Source organism: Streptococcus sp. 11-4097, assembly GCF_018215285.2.
GTDB lineage: Bacteria > Bacillota > Bacilli > Lactobacillales > Streptococcaceae > Streptococcus.
Genome location: NZ_CP185262.1, coordinates 2,109,238 through 2,125,332, shown reverse-complemented (window position 1 = coordinate 2,125,332; position 16,095 = coordinate 2,109,238). Strand labels below are relative to the sequence as shown.

The 16,095-nt window shown below is 34.7% G+C and carries 12 protein-coding genes and 3 tRNA genes; 10 read left to right on the top strand and 5 right to left on the bottom strand.

All coding sequences use genetic code 11. The features are described 5' to 3' along the window. Nucleotides 1–216: 216 nt before the first annotated feature. Nucleotides 217–975 carry a ParB/RepB/Spo0J family partition protein gene (locus KB197_RS10485; protein ID WP_004269822.1) on the bottom strand — a complete coding sequence of 253 codons (759 nt, stop codon included), beginning with the start codon at nucleotides 973–975 and terminating at the stop codon, nucleotides 217–219. Nucleotides 976–1,032: 57 nt separating this feature from the next. Beyond that, complete coding sequence (locus KB197_RS10480) at nucleotides 1,033–2,214, bottom strand: S1C family serine protease (protein WP_212573912.1); 1,182 nt, start codon at nucleotides 2,212–2,214, stop codon at nucleotides 1,033–1,035. Nucleotides 2,215–2,397: 183 nt separating this feature from the next. On the opposite strand from KB197_RS10480, the gene rlmH reads away from it, so the two are divergent. The 7 genes from rlmH (at nucleotide 2,398) to KB197_RS10445 (ending at nucleotide 5,570) form a co-directional block, all read left to right on the top strand. Beyond that, nucleotides 2,398–2,877: a 23S rRNA (pseudouridine(1915)-N(3))-methyltransferase RlmH gene (rlmH, locus tag KB197_RS10475; protein WP_000695934.1), complete on the top strand. Its 480-nt coding sequence runs from the start codon at nucleotides 2,398–2,400 to the stop codon at nucleotides 2,875–2,877. Nucleotides 2,878–2,920: 43 nt separating this feature from the next. Beyond that, nucleotides 2,921–2,994, top strand: a tRNA-Arg gene (locus KB197_RS10470). A gap of 164 nt (nucleotides 2,995–3,158) precedes the next feature. Then, nucleotides 3,159–3,281 (top strand): competence-stimulating peptide ComC, encoded by a 123-nt coding sequence (comC, locus tag KB197_RS10465; protein WP_004238992.1) that lies wholly within the window; start codon nucleotides 3,159–3,161, stop codon nucleotides 3,279–3,281. A gap of 12 nt (nucleotides 3,282–3,293) precedes the next feature. Then, entirely contained in the window at nucleotides 3,294–4,619 is a 1,326-nt protein-coding gene (comD, locus tag KB197_RS10460) for a competence system sensor histidine kinase ComD (RefSeq protein WP_212573913.1), read from the top strand. After that, nucleotides 4,616–5,368: a competence system response regulator transcription factor ComE gene (comE, locus tag KB197_RS10455; protein ID WP_000866073.1), complete on the top strand. Its 753-nt coding sequence runs from the start codon at nucleotides 4,616–4,618 to the stop codon at nucleotides 5,366–5,368. The genes comD and comE overlap by 4 nt, the downstream gene beginning before the upstream one ends. 51 nt (nucleotides 5,369–5,419) lie before the next feature. After that, nucleotides 5,420–5,491, top strand: a tRNA-Glu gene (locus tag KB197_RS10450). Nucleotides 5,492–5,496: 5 nt separating this feature from the next. After that, nucleotides 5,497–5,570: transfer RNA gene (locus tag KB197_RS10445), tRNA-Asn, on the top strand. 40 nt (nucleotides 5,571–5,610) lie between these two features. On the opposite strand, the gene KB197_RS10440 is transcribed toward KB197_RS10445, so the two are convergent. Next, nucleotides 5,611–6,153, bottom strand: coding sequence for a TetR/AcrR family transcriptional regulator (locus KB197_RS10440; protein ID WP_001158275.1), 543 nt, complete (start codon nucleotides 6,151–6,153; stop codon nucleotides 5,611–5,613). A gap of 127 nt (nucleotides 6,154–6,280) precedes the next feature. Here KB197_RS10440 and KB197_RS10435 point away from each other — a divergent pair, with 127 nt between their 5' ends. Then, the gene (locus KB197_RS10435) at nucleotides 6,281–8,923 is read left to right on the top strand and encodes a YhgE/Pip domain-containing protein (protein ID WP_212573914.1); all 2,643 of its coding nucleotides are present in this window, start codon (nucleotides 6,281–6,283) and stop codon (nucleotides 8,921–8,923) included. 25 nt (nucleotides 8,924–8,948) lie between these two features. Here the strand turns inward: KB197_RS10435 and KB197_RS10430 are convergent, their stop codons facing one another. Beyond that, a complete protein-coding gene (locus KB197_RS10430) occupies nucleotides 8,949–11,492 on the bottom strand; it encodes a YfhO family protein (RefSeq protein WP_064276839.1) in 2,544 nt (847 codons plus the stop codon). Between the two features lie 61 nt (nucleotides 11,493–11,553). Beyond that, nucleotides 11,554–13,176: an ATP-binding cassette domain-containing protein gene (locus KB197_RS10425; protein WP_064276838.1), complete on the bottom strand. Its 1,623-nt coding sequence runs from the start codon at nucleotides 13,174–13,176 to the stop codon at nucleotides 11,554–11,556. 206 nt (nucleotides 13,177–13,382) lie between these two features. Here KB197_RS10425 and trpS point away from each other — a divergent pair, with 206 nt between their 5' ends. After that, nucleotides 13,383–14,408, top strand: a complete 1,026-nt coding sequence (gene trpS, locus KB197_RS10420) for a tryptophan--tRNA ligase (protein WP_064276837.1) — start codon at nucleotides 13,383–13,385, stop codon at nucleotides 14,406–14,408. A gap of 161 nt (nucleotides 14,409–14,569) precedes the next feature. Further along, nucleotides 14,570–16,048 (top strand): IMP dehydrogenase, encoded by a 1,479-nt coding sequence (guaB, locus tag KB197_RS10415; RefSeq protein WP_064276836.1) that lies wholly within the window; start codon nucleotides 14,570–14,572, stop codon nucleotides 16,046–16,048. Nucleotides 16,049–16,095 lie beyond the last annotated feature (47 nt).

The following is a 16,095-nucleotide window of genomic DNA, read 5'->3' as shown; positions in this document are numbered from 1 at the left end:
TCCGTCCTCCTCCTTTACTACTTGTTTAAAAGTTTAATGCTAGACTTATTTTACCATAGATAGTAAGATTTTTCCACAAGTTGTGAAAAATAATCCACAATGTTATCAAGTTTTATCCACAGGTTGGGGATAAAAGCAGAAACTATTGATTTATTAAGCTTTTTATTGAAAAAAATAGTGGATAACCTTGTGAGATAAAAAAATAAAAGAACAGCCTTATTTCAGGCTGTTGATAATTCTACTGTATTCTTCTTGATTTGAGAAAGCAATAATGATTTTTCCATTGTCTTTTTTAGACAATTTTATTTCTACATCTAATCCGAGTAGTTTTTTTAACTGTTCTTCTTCATTTTGTATGAAATAATCATTTTTTTGCAGTTTCTTTTGTTTTTTCTCTGTCAGAAGAGCTTCTAACTTCCTTACAGAAATGTCTTCCTCTATAATTCGTTGAAAGAAATAGTCTTGTTGTTCCTTATTCAACCCAACTAGCGAACGCGCATGGGCTTGTGATAGTTGGCCATTTTCTACTTCTGAAAGGATCTGTTCTGGCAAGGACAGCAAGCGAATAGAGTTGCTGATATAAGGACGAGACTTGCCCATTTTATCTGCAATTTCAGCATGGGTAAATCCTTTCTCTACAAGAGATTCATAGGCGCGTGCTTCTTCTATTGGATTTAAATTTTCTCTTTGCAAATTTTCAATGATGGACTGGACCATCATCTCTTGATCTGAAAGCTGTTTAACAACAGCTGGGATAGACGTTAGACCAGCTAAAAGTGAAGCCCGATAGCGTCTCTCTCCTGCAAGGATTTCATAACCAATAACAGGAGATTGACGAACAATAATCGGTTGAATGACCCCATTTTCTTTGATAGACTGTGCTAGTTCATGTAGTTTTTCTCCATCAAATTCTTTTCGAGGTTGATAGGGATTTTTTTGTATATCTGTGATAGAAATCATTTCAAATTTTTCCATGACTCTACACTAACACATCTCTTCTCCTATGTAAAGCTTTATTTACATAGATGTCAATTAAGATTCTAAATCACCCGAACTCTTGTCAAGTTTAATAGATGTAGTTTCTTCTTTACCGTTACGATAGTAAGTTATCTTAATGGTGTCTCCGATAGAATGATTGTAAAGAGCACTTTGTAAGTCTGTTGATGAAGCAATCTCTTTGTCATCTACTTTTGTAATAACATCGTATTTTTCAAGGTGACCATTGGCAGGCATATTACTTTGTACAGAACGAACAACTACACCAGATGTTACATTACTTGGAATATTCAGTCTTCTAATATCATTTGTATTAATATTTGAGAGATTGACCATTTGGATGCCCAAAGCTGGACGAGTCACTTTTCCGTTCTTTTCTAACTGTTCAATAATATTGATAGCATCATTTGCAGGGATTGCAAAACCAAGACCTTCTACAGATGTCCCTCCATTTGTGGCAATTTTACTTGAGGTAATTCCGATAACTTGTCCTTGAATATTGATTAGTGGGCCACCAGAGTTACCTGGGTTAATAGCAGTATCAGTTTGGATGGCTTTTGTAGAAATGGCTTGTCCATCTTCAGATTTTAAAGATACATTTCGATTGAGACTAGATATGATACCTTGAGTGACAGTATTAGCATATTCAGAACCTAACGGGCTACCGATAGCAATAGCAGTTTCTCCTACGGTTAACTGACTAGAATCACCAAATTCCGCTACTGTTGTCACTTTTTCTGAAGATATTTTGACGACAGCAATATCAGAGAAAGTATCAGCTCCGACGATTTCTCCAGGTACTTTAGTTCCATCTGATAAACGAATATCTACTTTGCTGGCACCATTTATAACGTGATTGTTGGTGACGATGTAAGCTTCTTTATCATTCTTTTTATAAATAACCCCAGATCCTTCACTAGAGATTTGCTGAGAATCTGTGTCAGTATCATCATTTCCAAATACGCTATTTTGTCTGTTTGCTGAATAAGTAATAACAGAAACAACAGCATCTTTTACTTTGTTAACAGCCTGTGTTGTTGAATTTTCATTCTTATAGGCAGTCTGTGTAATAGTACTATTGTTGTTAGAGGTACTTACAGTACTTTTTTGAGTTAGTTGGTTTATTGAAAAGCTACCCAAGGCTCCACTAATAAAGCTAATGACGATAACGACTAATAATTGAAACCATTTTTTGTAAAATGTTTTTAGATGTTTCATATTTGCCTCCATATGTTTGAAATTACTGAAAGTATAAACTGACTAGCTTAATTATAACTTAAAAACAAAAGTTTTTCACAGATTGTGGATAACTTTCAAAAATCTGTGGTTTTCTCGGCTAAAATTAAGCTTTTATTTTGTGAATAAGGTGTGAAAAAATAGAGAATATGTTAGAATAGAGTCATGAAAATTAAAGTTGTAACAGTTGGGAAACTGAAAGAAAAGTATTTAAAAGATGGTATTGCAGAGTATTCAAAACGAATTTCTCGATTTGCTAAGCTTGAAATGATAGAGCTAGCAGATGAAAAAACACCAGATAAGGCCAGTGAATCAGAAAATCAAAAGATTTTAGAAATAGAAGGTCAGAGAATTTTATCAAAAGTTGGTGACCGTGATTTCGTGATTGTGTTAGCCATTGAAGGGAAAACTTTCTCCTCAGAAGAATTTAGTAAGCAGTTAGAAGAAGCTTCTATAAAAGGATTTTCTACTCTTACTTTTATTATTGGAGGGAGTCTGGGATTAGCACAGGATGTAAAAAAGAGAGCCAATCTCTCTGTTAGTTTTGGTCGTTTAACCTTGCCCCATCAGTTAATGAGACTAGTCCTTGTTGAACAAATCTATCGAGCTTTTACAATACAGCAGGGCTCGCCCTATCATAAATAGAAAATTGACTTTCAATTGAATTTTTGGTAGAATAGCTGTATTAGGTCTCATAGCTCAGCTGGATAGAGCATTCGCCTTCTAAGCGAACGGTCGCAGGTTCGAATCCTGCTGGGATCAATATAGTAGCAAAGCTGGGAATTTTCCCGGCTTTTTTCTTAAAAAAGTACACTTGGGGAGAAAAAAATGACAGTTGAGAGAATTTTATCTAAAATGGAATTCCATTTTGTATAATAGTTTTTGTAAGTTAGCTTACAAGAAAAAAACATTTAGGAGATTTAATTATGAAAAACACAGTTAATTTAGATAAGTTTGTAGAATTGAAGGAAAAAGACTTGCAAAATATTCAAGGTGGGGAGATAAGGCAAACACATAATATTTTCTTTAATTTCTTTAAAAGAAGATAAAGGAGTAGAAGAATGGATTTTCTTGCAGTATTAGTTGTGATATTACATATTTTTATTATTAGTAAAAGTTACTATTTAATATGTAAAAATAAAATAAATATAAAAGAACTATGCTTTTTTGGTGGTTATACATTACTAGTAGAATCAGTATTTGAACTTTCCTTTTATTTTATATACTTAGATGGATTAGGAATTGAAAAATTTTTATTTCCTTTAATATTATATTCATATTTTATATTTATTAAAAAGTATGAGAAGTATAGAGGAGTATTCTTAAGTTTACTACTATCCCTTTTATATAATAGCACCCATACCTTTTTATCCGTAACTTTATCCTCTATAATAGGAGATGATGCTGCCTTACAATATCATAGTCTATTCTTTTTAGTTGTAGTGGCATTGACTTATGTTGTTATCGTAACAATTATTCGTTACTTTCATTTGGAACTAAACTATTTTGACAAAGATTATCTCTATCCTTTCTTGAAAAAAGTCTTTTTTGCTTTACTACTGCTACATGTTGTATCTTTCATTTCAGATATAGTAAGTACAATTAAACATTTGAATAGTTTTGGAAGTATTTTGTCGTCTATTGTCTTTATTTCTCTACTTTTGATCTTCTTTGCAATGAATTCGCATAAAGTTCAAATGGAGAAAGAGATTGCTTTGAAGCAGAAGAAATTTGAACAGAAACATTTACAGAATTATACAGACGAAATTGTTGGCTTGTATAATGAAATACGTGGGTTTCGACATGACTATGCTGGAATGCTTGTCAGTATGCAGATGGCAATTGACAGTGGTGATTTAAAGGAAATTGACAGAGTTTACAATGAAGTTTTGGTCAAAGCTAATCACAAACTACGTTCAGATAAGTACACTTACTTTGATTTGAACAACATAGAAGATTCAGCTTTACGAAGTTTAGTTGCTCAGTCAATTATATATGCTAGAAATAATAGTGTAGAGTTTACACTGGAAGTAAAAGATATAATTACTAGACTACCAATAGAACTGCTGGATTTAGTTCGTATTATGAGTGTTTTATTGAACAATGCTGTTGAAGGATCGGCTGATAGTTATAAAAAGCAGATGGAAGTAGCAGTCATTAAAATGGATGTTGAAACAGTTATAGTCATCCAGAATTCATGTAAAATGACGATGAATCCTTCAGAGGATTTATTTATCTTAGGTTTCTCTACTAAGGGAAGAAATAGAGGCCTAGGACTTAATAATGTTAAAGAAATTTTAGACAAGTATGATAACATTATTTTAGAAACAGAAATGGAAGATAGCACGTTTAGACAAATCATTAGATTTAAGAGGGAATTTGAATGAAAGTTTTAATTTTAGAAGATGTTATTGAACATCAAGTGAGACTAGAGAGAATATTGGATGAAATTTCGAAAGAATCGAATATTCCAATATCATACAAGACAACGGGAAAAGTTCGTGAATTTAAGGAATATATCGAAAATGATGAAGTAAACCAGCTTTATTTTCTAGATATTGATATTCATGGAATTGAGAAAAAAGGGTTTGAAGTTGCCCAGTTTATTCGTCATCACAATCCTTACGCTATTATCGTCTTTATTACCAGTCGATCAGAGTTTGCGACTCTCACCTATAAATACCAGGTATCAGCCTTAGATTTTGTTGATAAAGATATCAATGATGAGTTATTTAAGAAGAGAATTGAGCAAAATATATTCTACACGAAGAGTATGTTACTTGAAAATGAAGATGTTGTAGATTATTTTGACTATAATTACAAGGGAAATGATTTAAAAATTCCTTACCATGACATTCTGTATATTGAAACGACAGGAGTTTCTCATAAATTGCGCATTATTGGTAAAAATTTTGCAAAAGAGTTTTACGGTACCATGACAGATATTCAGGAAAAGGACAAACATACTCAGCGATTTTATTCTCCTCATAAGTCATTTTTGGTAAATATAGGCAATATCAGAGAAATTGATCGAAAGAATCTAGAAATTGTTTTCTATGAAGACCATCGTTGTCCTATTTCAAGATTAAAAATTAGAAAATTGAAAGATATTCTAGAGAAAAAATCTCAAAAGTGATTGACAATTAGTAAGAAATTGATATAATAGTTATATCTGCTACAGATAGAAGGTCCGTTGGTCAAGGGGTTAAGACACCGCCTTTTCACGGCGGTAACACGGGTTCGAATCCCGTACGGACTATTTTATCCGCCATAGCTCAGTTGGTAGTAGCGCATGACTGTTAATCATGATGTCGTAGGTTCGAGTCCTACTGGCGGAGTATAGATAAAAGGGAACACAGTGTTGTTCCCTTTTTTGCATCAATTCGTATCACCAAGCATCTTCATAAGGAAGTCTGTTATTTCTTGAGGACTTTCTTTTTTTCCATGTGCAATCCAAGTTTGGCAGACACCAAAAAGTGCGTGAGTTAGATAGATGCTACTATATTCTAATTCAGTGGTATTAAGATTCAGTTGCATAAATCGCTTTTGTAAATCTGTACTGAGCATGATATGAAGTTTATTTCGTAAGAAATTTTGGATTTCTTTGGTCCCATTTTCAGAAAGAAGGGCAGCTAGAAGTGGTTCTGACTCTAGATATTCAAAGACTTCTAAAATAGCATCTCTTTTGTGATGAGCATGTTTTTGAAAAATATATTCAAATGTATGAAATAGCTTGCTTTGATAGTGCTCAATCATATCATACTTATCCTTATAGTGAGTATAGAAGCTGGAACGACTAATTCCGGCTTTTTCTGCTAACTTGACAGTAGAAATTTGATCAAATGGTTGTTCCATGAGTAATTGTACCATAGCATTTTCAATAGTTCGCTTTGTTTTTAAGCGTTTGTTACTTTCTTGCATATTTCCTCCTTGTAAACAAATTAGACTATATGTCTAAAAATAGATTTTTTATATTGTAATTTAGATTTTTTAATGTATAATCTATTATATCAAAATTTTAGACAATATGTTTAAAAAAGGAGAAACTATGTTTAAAGAATGGAAAACAATTTTTAAAAAACCAACCTTTATTATTGTCATGATAGGGATTTCTCTTATTCCAGCTCTGTACAATATCATATTTTTGTCCTCAATGTGGGATCCATATGGGCAATTGTCTGACTTACCTGTGGCAGTTGTCAATAGTGATAAAGAGGCTTCCTATAATGGTAATAGCATGTCTATAGGAAAAGACATGGTGTCCAATTTAAAAGAAAATAAAACCTTGGATTTTCATTTCGTGGATGAAGATGAAGGAAAGAAGGGATTGGAAGATGGCGATTACTATATGGTAGTGACTTTACCCAGTGATTTATCTGAAAAAGCAGCTTCTATTTTAACGGATCATCCAGAGCAAATGCAAATTGATTATCAGACTTCAAGTGGTCATAGCTTTATTGCCAGCAAGATGAGCGATTCTGCGATGACACAATTGAAGCAGAATGTTTCTACCAATGTAACCGAAACCTATACTAAAGCCTTATTTAACAAAATGATTGATTTAAAGGATGGTATGAGTCAAGCAGCTTCTGGTAGTGAAAAATTAACTGATGGAGCGAATCAGTTAGTGGCAGGAAGTCAAACATTAACTACCAACCTACACTCTTTAGCAGCTTCAAGTTTAACATTTTCAAATGGAACGGAGCAGTTTACTAAAGGATTATCTGCTTATGTTTCTGGTGTCGAACAACTTCATCTTGGCTTAGGGAATTTTAATAGTGGTTTAGTTACATATACTGGTGCAGTGAGTCAATTAGATAGCGGATTAAGTCAATTATCTTCTAAAAGTCCTGAATTAGTAAGAGGAATCAATCAGTTATATACTGGTGTAGAATCCTATACTGGCGGTGTTTCTCAGATTAATACTGGTCTTAATCAATTTTCATCTGGTGTCAGTGCCTACACCAATGGAGTGGGAAGTCTTGCAACAGGTGCTAATCAGTTATCTAATCAATCAGCTACACTTCGAATGGGGGTGGAGCAATTAAGTGAAGGTATTCAACAACTTTCTAGCAAGTTAGATGCTTCGTCTGAGCAAAAAGATCAAATTAATCAATTATCCTCTGGTCTGAATCAGTTAAACCAAGCCATTCAAAATATTGATGTTGGAGATACAAAACAATTAGATTCTGTTTTATCAAGTATAGTATCTCTTTCTAATCAAATGTTAGCAAGTGCTCAGTCTGATAAAGCGACTACATTAGCTAATATTCAATCGACAGCAGCTTATCAATCATTGACAAGTGAGCAACAAGCTGAGATAAGCGCTTCTGTATCTCAAAATTCAACTGATAGTATTCAATCGGCTCAGTCAATTGTAGCTTTAGTTAAAGGTTTACAGGGAAGTTTAGAAAACTTACAAAATCAATCATCTAATCTTTCGATTTTAAAAAATCAAGCTAATCAAGTATTACCGCTTGCTTCTACTTCTTTGACAGGATTGTCAAGTGGATTAACAGAGATACAAGGAGCTGTTACTAGCAAATTAGTTCCTGCTAGTCAGTCGATTGCATCAGGTGTAAACGCATATACTGCAGGTGTTGATAAAGTTTCTCAAGGTGCAAATCAACTAATTGAAAAGAATTCTACTTTGACAGGTAGTTTGAACCAATTAGTTTCAGGCTCAGCTACCTTGACACAAAAATCTTCTAACTTGACAGCAGGAGTTGGTCAATTAGTTGAAAAAACTCCAGAATTAGTATCTGGTATTGAAAAATTATCAACTGGCTCCAACCAATTGAATCAAAAGAGTCAAGAATTGATAGCAGGAGTTGATAAATTGCAGTCAGGATCTAGCCAACTAGCTGACAAATCCAGTCAGTTAATTTCAGGTGCTTCTCAATTAGAAAGTGGATCTAATAAATTGGCAGATGGAGCTGGGAAACTAGCAGAAGGTGGAACAAAGTTAACTTCTGGATTGGAAGGTTTACAGACAGGAGTTGCTTCTTTAGGACAAGGATTAGGTAATGCTAGTGATCAACTCAAGTCAGCATCAACGGAATCTAAAAATGCAGAGATTTTGTCAAATCCTCTCAATCTTTCAAAAACAGACAATGATCAAGTTCCTGTAAATGGAATTGCAATGGCTCCTTATATGATATCAGTTGCTCTTTTTGTTGCAGCAATATCAACAAATATGATCTTTGCGAAGCTGCCTTCAGGACGTCATCCAGAGAGCCGTTGGGCTTGGTTGAAATCTAGAGCTGAAATAAATGGTATGATAGCTATTTTAGCAGGGATTTTGGTATATGGAGGAGTTCATCTTATTGGTCTAACTGCTAATCATGAAATGAGAACATTTATTCTCATCATCTTAACAAGTTTAGTATTCATGTCTATGGTTACAGCTTTAACAACATGGAATAACCGTATAGGAGCTTTCTTCTCTCTTATTTTGCTTCTATTACAGTTGGCATCAAGTGCAGGTACTTATCCACTTGCTTTGACAAATGATTTCTTTAGAGCTATTAATCCTTGGTTACCAATGAGTTATTCAGTTTCGGGATTACGACAAACAATCTCTATGACAGGAAATATTCATCATCAAGTTGTTTTCCTTGCCGTGATATTAGCCCTATTTACTGGTTTAGGTATGCTAGCTTATCAACCTAAGAAAATGGAAGAAGATTAAAAAAATCGACCAACTGGTCGATTTTTTATGTCTCAGATGACTTTCGTTTGTGATTATAAATTCCAAATAGTAAAAGTGAAGTAAAGGAACAGATTGATCCAGTAATAAAACCATTGGGAATAAAGGAAAGTGTAATAGTTCCTTTCCCTTTAGGAATATCAACTTTCATAAAACCAGTTTGAGCTTGTTTAATTTCTATTTTCTTACCATCTTGGTAGGCAGACCAGCCTTTGTCATAAGGAATGGTGAAGAAAATGGACGTATCTTGTTTGACATCATATGTAGCAAAGACCTTGTTTTTAGAAGTTGATACTGTGACAGGTTGTTCTTTAATTTTTTGAATTGCCTCGGTGAAAGTTTTGGTATCTAAACGATAGAAGGTAGGAGATTCAAATGATACTTGTGAATTTCCAGGGAAACTAACATTGATATTGAAAGTCTTTTTCTCTTTTGTATAGTCTAGATTAAAGAAGGAGAATGCATTATCAGTTGTAAAAGTTTTCTTTTTCCCATTGACAAGGATGTCAACCTTTTTTTGTTTGTCATTAGAAAAGTGAAGGTTTGTGAAAGAAAGATAAACTTGGCTGTTTTCTGGCACTTCAATTTGATACTGGATTGCTGCATCCTCATTTGAAGAACTTGTAACACTAATCAAATCATCAGTATTTTCAGTTTTTTCACAAGGTATTGGAGAAAAATAATCAAAATTAACGTTAGCAAGTTGATTTAAAAACGAGGCCTGATTATCCAAAGTGTGTTCATTGAACTTGACATCATTGTAAACAGATTGACTAGCAAATGCAATCGGAAGAGAGAATTGATTTTCATATAGGGTAAGATTATCTTTTTGATATACATCTTGGAAACCATACTTATCAATAGGGTTTTCTGAGATATTGTACTGGATGCCAAATAAACTATCAGCCAAAATACTATTATTTGCATAGCGGAGATTGAGATTAGTCCCAGAGGATTTAAATCCAAGTTTATCCAAAGTAGAGCTTGCTGAACGATTTCGAACAGATGAAAATTGAGAGATTCCATTGTAGTTGAATTTCATACTGTCATTTCCTGTCTGAGTCTCTAGTTTCTCAGTACGAGTAAATTGATTTCCAATATATGTTGAGAAAGATTCCATAGCTGGGATATCTCGATTATATGCACTTCGAGAAGCAAAGCCCCATTCTTTAGCAATTCCGTCCATTTGAGATGAAGCATTTAAACTTATTTCAACCATTATAAATAAAGAGATTAGAAAGGCAAATAGATTTACAGAGATAAACTTTTTGATAACTGCAAGGAGTAAAAGCGAATAGACAACCAAAAATTCAAGAGTAAGCAGAATATTCAAATCTGTTAAAAAAGAATAATGTGATTTTAGATAGATGGTAGCTAAAAATCCTGCTACCACAAAAAAAAGCGAAACTAAAAAATTCCAGATTTTAATTTCTTTCAGACGATTTAAGACCTCTGCTGCTGTATAAATTAACAGGGTAGAGAAAATCCAAGCATAGCGATGTAAAAACATATTTGGAGTATGCATACCTTGCCAAAATAAATCAAGAGCTTCTATATAAAAGCTTACAATTAGAAATGCAAAGAAAATTGCATAGATCAGTTTCACGTGAAACTTAATGGATTTAAGTGTAAAAAATAAAATGGTCAAAATAAAGGGAAGCAGTCCAATAAAAATCATTGGGATAGCCCCATACTTTGTTGTATCAAAGGAACCAATGAATTGCTTAGCAAAGAGATCAAGATACCAGCTACTTTCAGTTTGAAACTTTGTAACTTCAGTCAACTTTTCCCCATGTGTCTGTAAATCAAATAGAGTGGGAAGAGTCACAATCAAACTAGCCATACCAGCTAAAAAGGAGATGACTATGAAATCAAGAAAAGATGATTTTCGTGTTTTAAAATCCCAAGAAATTTGACAGAGATACCAGAAAATAAGAAACAATACTGTCATATAGCCAAAATAATAATTTTGAATAAACAAAATTGACAGATTTGTAAAGTACAATAGGAATTTCTTTTCAGTTATCAGTAGATGTAAACCAGTTATAATTAAAGGAATCAAGATAAAAACATCTAGCCAGGTTTTTATCTCTAATTGACTGACAGTGAAACTCATCAGAGCATAGGAAGTAGATAAAGCTAGTTTTAAAGATTTAGGAATCGATTGAAATAATTTATTTAAACTAAAGTAAGTTGACAGTCCAATCAATCCAAATTTTAAGAGAGTTGTCAGATAGACAGCATCTGGCATATTCGACAGATTAAAAAAGTAAACTAGAGGTGAAAGGAAACTTCCCAAGTAATAACTAGATAGGGCATAGAAATTTAATCCGAGGCCACTTGTAAAGGTGTAAAACAAACTACCATTTCCATGTAGGATATTTCTTAGAGCTATATCAAAAATAACGTATTGATGAAAGCCATCTCCTAATAGAGGAGAGTTGTCGCTATTCCAGTAGATACCTTGAGATAGATATACTCCTATCATAATGATTATGGGAATGATGAAAGAAACAAAATAGGTCCAATATGTTTTAAAAAATGATTTCATGTTACCTCGTAGAATGATAGAAAACTCAGTTGGTTACCCCAACTGAGTTTTGAAGTCTTATTTAGTCTTTCCAAAGTTCTTTAACTTTTGCTTGTACTTCTGCATTTTCTAGGAATTCATCATAGGTTTCATCGATACGATCAATGACGCCATTTTTAGACAAAACAATGATATGGTTTGCCAAAGTTTGGATAAACTCGTGGTCATGACTGGCAAAGATGATTGATTCTTTAAAGTTTTTCAATCCGTCATTCAAGCTTGAGATAGATTCCAAGTCCAAGTGATTGGTTGGATCATCGAGGACAAGGACATTTGATTTCAAGAGCATGAGTTTTGAAAGCATGACACGGACTTTTTCTCCCCCTGACAAGACGTTTACAGGTTTATTAACTTCATCTCCAGAGAAGAGCATACGGCCGAGGAAACCGCGTAGGAAAGTATTGTCATCTTCTTCTTTACTTGCAAATTGACGCAACCAGTCAAGAATTGATTCTCCCCCTGCGAAATCAGCTGAGTTATCTTTAGGTAGGTAAGATTGACTAGTTGTAACTCCCCACTTGACAGTTCCTTCATAATCAATATCTCCCATGATTGCACGAATTAATGCAGTCGTTTGGATATCATTTTGTCCAATAAGAGCTGTCTTATCACCTGGACGCAAGATAAAGCTGATATTATCTAAAATAGTCTCACCGTCAATCTTTACAGTTAGATTTTCTACTGTCAAGAGATCATTACCAATTTCACGTTCTGCTTTAAAGTTGATAAATGGATATTTACGACTAGATGGCACAATCTCTTCTAGCTCAATCTTATCAAGCATTTTCTTACGTGAGGTTGCTTGTCTTGATTTAGAAGCATTGGCAGAGAAACGAGCAACGAATTCTTGCAATTGCTTAATTTTTTCTTCTGCTTTGGCATTACGGTCTGCTAGCAATTTAGCAGCAAGCTCAGAAGATTCCTTCCAGAAATCGTAGTTTCCGACATAGAGTTTGATTTTTCCAAAGTCAAGGTCTGCCATGTGGGTACATACTTTGTTTAAGAAGTGACGGTCATGGGATACAACAATAACGGTGTTATCAAAGTCAATCAAGAAATCTTCTAACCATGTAATTGATTGGATGTCCAAACCGTTGGTAGGCTCGTCCAATAGAAGAACATCTGGTTTACCAAAAAGTGCTTTGGCGAGGAGAACCTTTACTTTCTCACCGTTAGCCAATTCGCTCATATTTTGGTAGTGCAATTCTTCTGGAATGTTTAGATTTTGAAGGAGTTGAGAGGCTTCACTTTCTGCTTCCCAGCCTCCAAGCTCGGCAAACTCTCCTTCAAGTTCGGCAGCACGCACTCCATCCTCATCTGAGAAATCTTCCTTCATGTAGATAGCATCTTTTTCCTTCATGATGCTATAAAGTTTTTCATTTCCCATGATAACGACATCAATAGCACGTTCTTCTTCATAGTCAAAGTGATTTTGACGAAGAACAGAGAGACGTTCATCTGGACCAAGAGAAATGTGACCTGTAGTTGGTTCAATATCTCCAGCTAAAATTTTTAAAAAGGTTGATTTTCCAGCACCGTTAGCACCGATCAATCCATAAGTATTTCCTTCTGTAAATTTGATGTTGACATCATCAAAAAGTTTGCGGTCACTAAAACGTAGTGAAACATCAGATACTGTAAGCAATGTTTTTCTCCTATTATGTGTAATATATTTATTCTACTAGAAAATACAGAAATATTCAAATTTTTATCTGTCAATTATATGTAAATTATATTTACAGCATACTTTACACAGAACCGTGAATAGCAAGGTTGATTTATTTTGATAAATTGCGGTTATTTCATTAAAAAAATGCTATAATTGAAGGGACCATATCGAAGGAGAACAAAATGACTAAACCCATTATTTTAACAGGAGACCGTCCAACAGGAAAATTGCATATTGGACATTATGTTGGAAGTCTCAAAAATCGAGTATTATTACAGGAAGAGGATAAGTATGATATGTTTGTGTTCTTGGCTGACCAACAAGCCTTGACAGATCATGCCAAAGATCCTCAAACCATTGTAGAGTCTATCGGAAATGTGGCTTTGGATTACCTTGCAGTTGGATTGGATCCAAATAAATCAACTATCTTTATTCAAAGCCAAATTCCAGAATTAGCTGAGTTGTCTATGTATTATATGAATTTGGTGTCATTGGCACGTTTGGAGCGTAATCCAACTGTCAAGACAGAAATTGCTCAGAAAGGATTTGGAGAAAGCATTCCGACAGGATTCTTGGTCTATCCAATAGCTCAAGCAGCTGACATCACAGCTTTCAAGGCTAATTATGTTCCTGTTGGGACAGATCAGAAACCAATGATTGAGCAAACTCGTGAAATTGTTCGTTCTTTTAATAATGCATATAACTGTGATGTCTTGGTAGAGCCGGAAGGTATTTATCCAGAAAATGAGAGAGCAGGGCGTTTGCCTGGTTTAGATGGAAATGCTAAAATGTCTAAGTCCCTTAATAACGGTATTTATTTAGCTGATGATGCGGATACTTTGCGTAAAAAAGTAATGAGTATGTATACAGATCCAGATCATATTCGAGTGGAAGATCCAGGTAAGATTGAGGGAAATATGGTTTTCCATTATCTAGATGTTTTTGGTCGTCCAGAAGATGCTCAAGAAATTGCTGACATGAAAGAACATTATCAACGAGGTGGTCTTGGTGATGTGAAGACCAAGCGTTATCTACTTGAAATATTAGAACGTGAACTGGGTCCTATTCGTGAGCGCCGTATTGAATTTGCTAAGGATATGGGAGAAGTTTATAATATGCTTCAAAAAGGTAGTGAAAGAGCGCGTGAAGTTGCAGGTCAAACCCTATCTGAGGTTAAAGGAGCAATGGGACTTCATTACTTTAACTAAGTTTATTTTACAAGAAACTATCATTTCTATCTCGAAGAAAAGATAGTTTTTTTATTTACCCCTGTAACATTTGACAAATTTTTATAGAATGGTATGATAGATACAATATAAAAAGAGTCAAGCTCAAAAAGAAAGAAAAGAAAGAAAAGAGGAAACTTCGAATGTCTAATTGGGACACTAAATTTTTGAAAAAAGGTTTTACCTTTGATGATGTATTGCTTATTCCAGCTGAAAGTCATGTGTTGCCTAACGATGCAGATTTAACAACTAAATTGGCAGATAATTTGACTTTAAATATCCCAATTATTACCGCTGCCATGGACACAGTTACAGAGAGTCAAATGGCCATTGCTATTGCTCGTGCAGGTGGTCTCGGAGTTATCCATAAAAACATGTCAATTGCTCAACAAGCAGACGAGGTTCGCAAGGTAAAACGTTCTGAAAATGGAGTTATTATTGATCCGTTCTTCTTGACACCTGAACATACAATTGCTGAAGCAGATGAGCTTATGGGTCGTTACCGCATCAGTGGTGTTCCAGTTGTTGAAACACTTGAAAATCGTAAATTGGTTGGTATTTTGACAAACCGAGATCTTCGTTTTATTTCAGATTATAACCAACCAATTTCAAACCATATGACCAGTGAAAATCTTGTGACTGCTCCTGTGGGTACAGATCTTGCAACAGCTGAGAGTATTCTTCAAGAACACCGTATTGAAAAGCTTCCTTTGGTAGATGAAGAAGGTCGTCTTTCTGGTTTGATTACTATCAAAGATATTGAAAAAGTTATTGAGTTTCCAAATGCTGCTAAAGATGAGTTTGGTCGTCTTCTAGTTGCAGGTGCAGTAGGTGTTACTTCAGATACATTTGAACGTGCAGAGGCTCTTTTTGAGGCAGGAGCGGATGCGATTGTTATTGATACTGCACATGGTCATTCTGCAGGTGTCTTGCGTAAAATTGCTGAGATTCGTGCTCACTTCCCAGATCGTACTTTGATTGCTGGTAATATTGCTACTGCTGAGGGAGCGCGCGCACTTTACGAAGCAGGTGTAGATGTTGTCAAGGTTGGGATTGGACCAGGTTCAATCTGTACTACTCGTGTGATTGCTGGTGTTGGTGTTCCGCAAGTAACAGCTATCTACGATGCTGCAGCTGTTGCGCGTGAATATGGTAGAACGATTATTGCTGACGGTGGAATCAAGTATTCTGGAGATATTGTAAAAGCCCTTGCTGCAGGTGGAAATGCAGTTATGCTTGGATCAATGTTTGCTGGAACTGATGAAGCTCCAGGCGAAACTGAAATCTTCCAAGGACGTAAGTTTAAGACTTACCGTGGTATGGGATCAATTGCTGCTATGAAGAAAGGTTCAAGCGATCGTTACTTCCAAGGTTCTGTCAATGAAGCAAACAAACTTGTTCCAGAAGGAATTGAAGGTCGTGTTGCTTATAAAGGTGCGGCAGCTGATATTGTCTTCCAAATGATTGGAGGTATTCGCTCTGGTATGGGTTACTGTGGTGCAGCTAACCTTAAAGAACTACACGACAATGCTCAATTTATTGAAATGTCTGGTGCTGGTTTGAAAGAAAGCCACCCTCACGATGTACAAATTACTAATGAGGCACCAAATTATTCTATGTAAAAGAAATGAAAAGAACTCCTGCGAAAACAGGAGTTCTTTTACAATGT

What these genes read in the sequence shown, in the direction of transcription:
- KB197_RS10485 (WP_004269822.1), bottom strand. Translation starts at nt 975, where the DNA reads ATGGAAAAATTTGAAATGATTTCTATCACAGATATACAAAAAAATCCC.
- KB197_RS10480 (WP_212573912.1), bottom strand. Translation starts at nt 2,214, where the DNA reads ATGAAACATCTAAAAACATTTTACAAAAAATGGTTTCAATTATTAGTC.
- rlmH (WP_000695934.1), top strand. Translation starts at nt 2,398, where the DNA reads ATGAAAATTAAAGTTGTAACAGTTGGGAAACTGAAAGAAAAGTATTTA.
- comC (WP_004238992.1), top strand. Translation starts at nt 3,159, where the DNA reads ATGAAAAACACAGTTAATTTAGATAAGTTTGTAGAATTGAAGGAAAAA.
- comD (WP_212573913.1), top strand. Translation starts at nt 3,294, where the DNA reads ATGGATTTTCTTGCAGTATTAGTTGTGATATTACATATTTTTATTATT.
- comE (WP_000866073.1), top strand. Translation starts at nt 4,616, where the DNA reads ATGAAAGTTTTAATTTTAGAAGATGTTATTGAACATCAAGTGAGACTA.
- KB197_RS10440 (WP_001158275.1), bottom strand. Translation starts at nt 6,153, where the DNA reads ATGCAAGAAAGTAACAAACGCTTAAAAACAAAGCGAACTATTGAAAAT.
- KB197_RS10435 (WP_212573914.1), top strand. Translation starts at nt 6,281, where the DNA reads ATGTTTAAAGAATGGAAAACAATTTTTAAAAAACCAACCTTTATTATT.
- KB197_RS10430 (WP_064276839.1), bottom strand. Translation starts at nt 11,492, where the DNA reads ATGAAATCATTTTTTAAAACATATTGGACCTATTTTGTTTCTTTCATC.
- trpS (WP_064276837.1), top strand. Translation starts at nt 13,383, where the DNA reads ATGACTAAACCCATTATTTTAACAGGAGACCGTCCAACAGGAAAATTG.
- guaB (WP_064276836.1), top strand. Translation starts at nt 14,570, where the DNA reads ATGTCTAATTGGGACACTAAATTTTTGAAAAAAGGTTTTACCTTTGAT.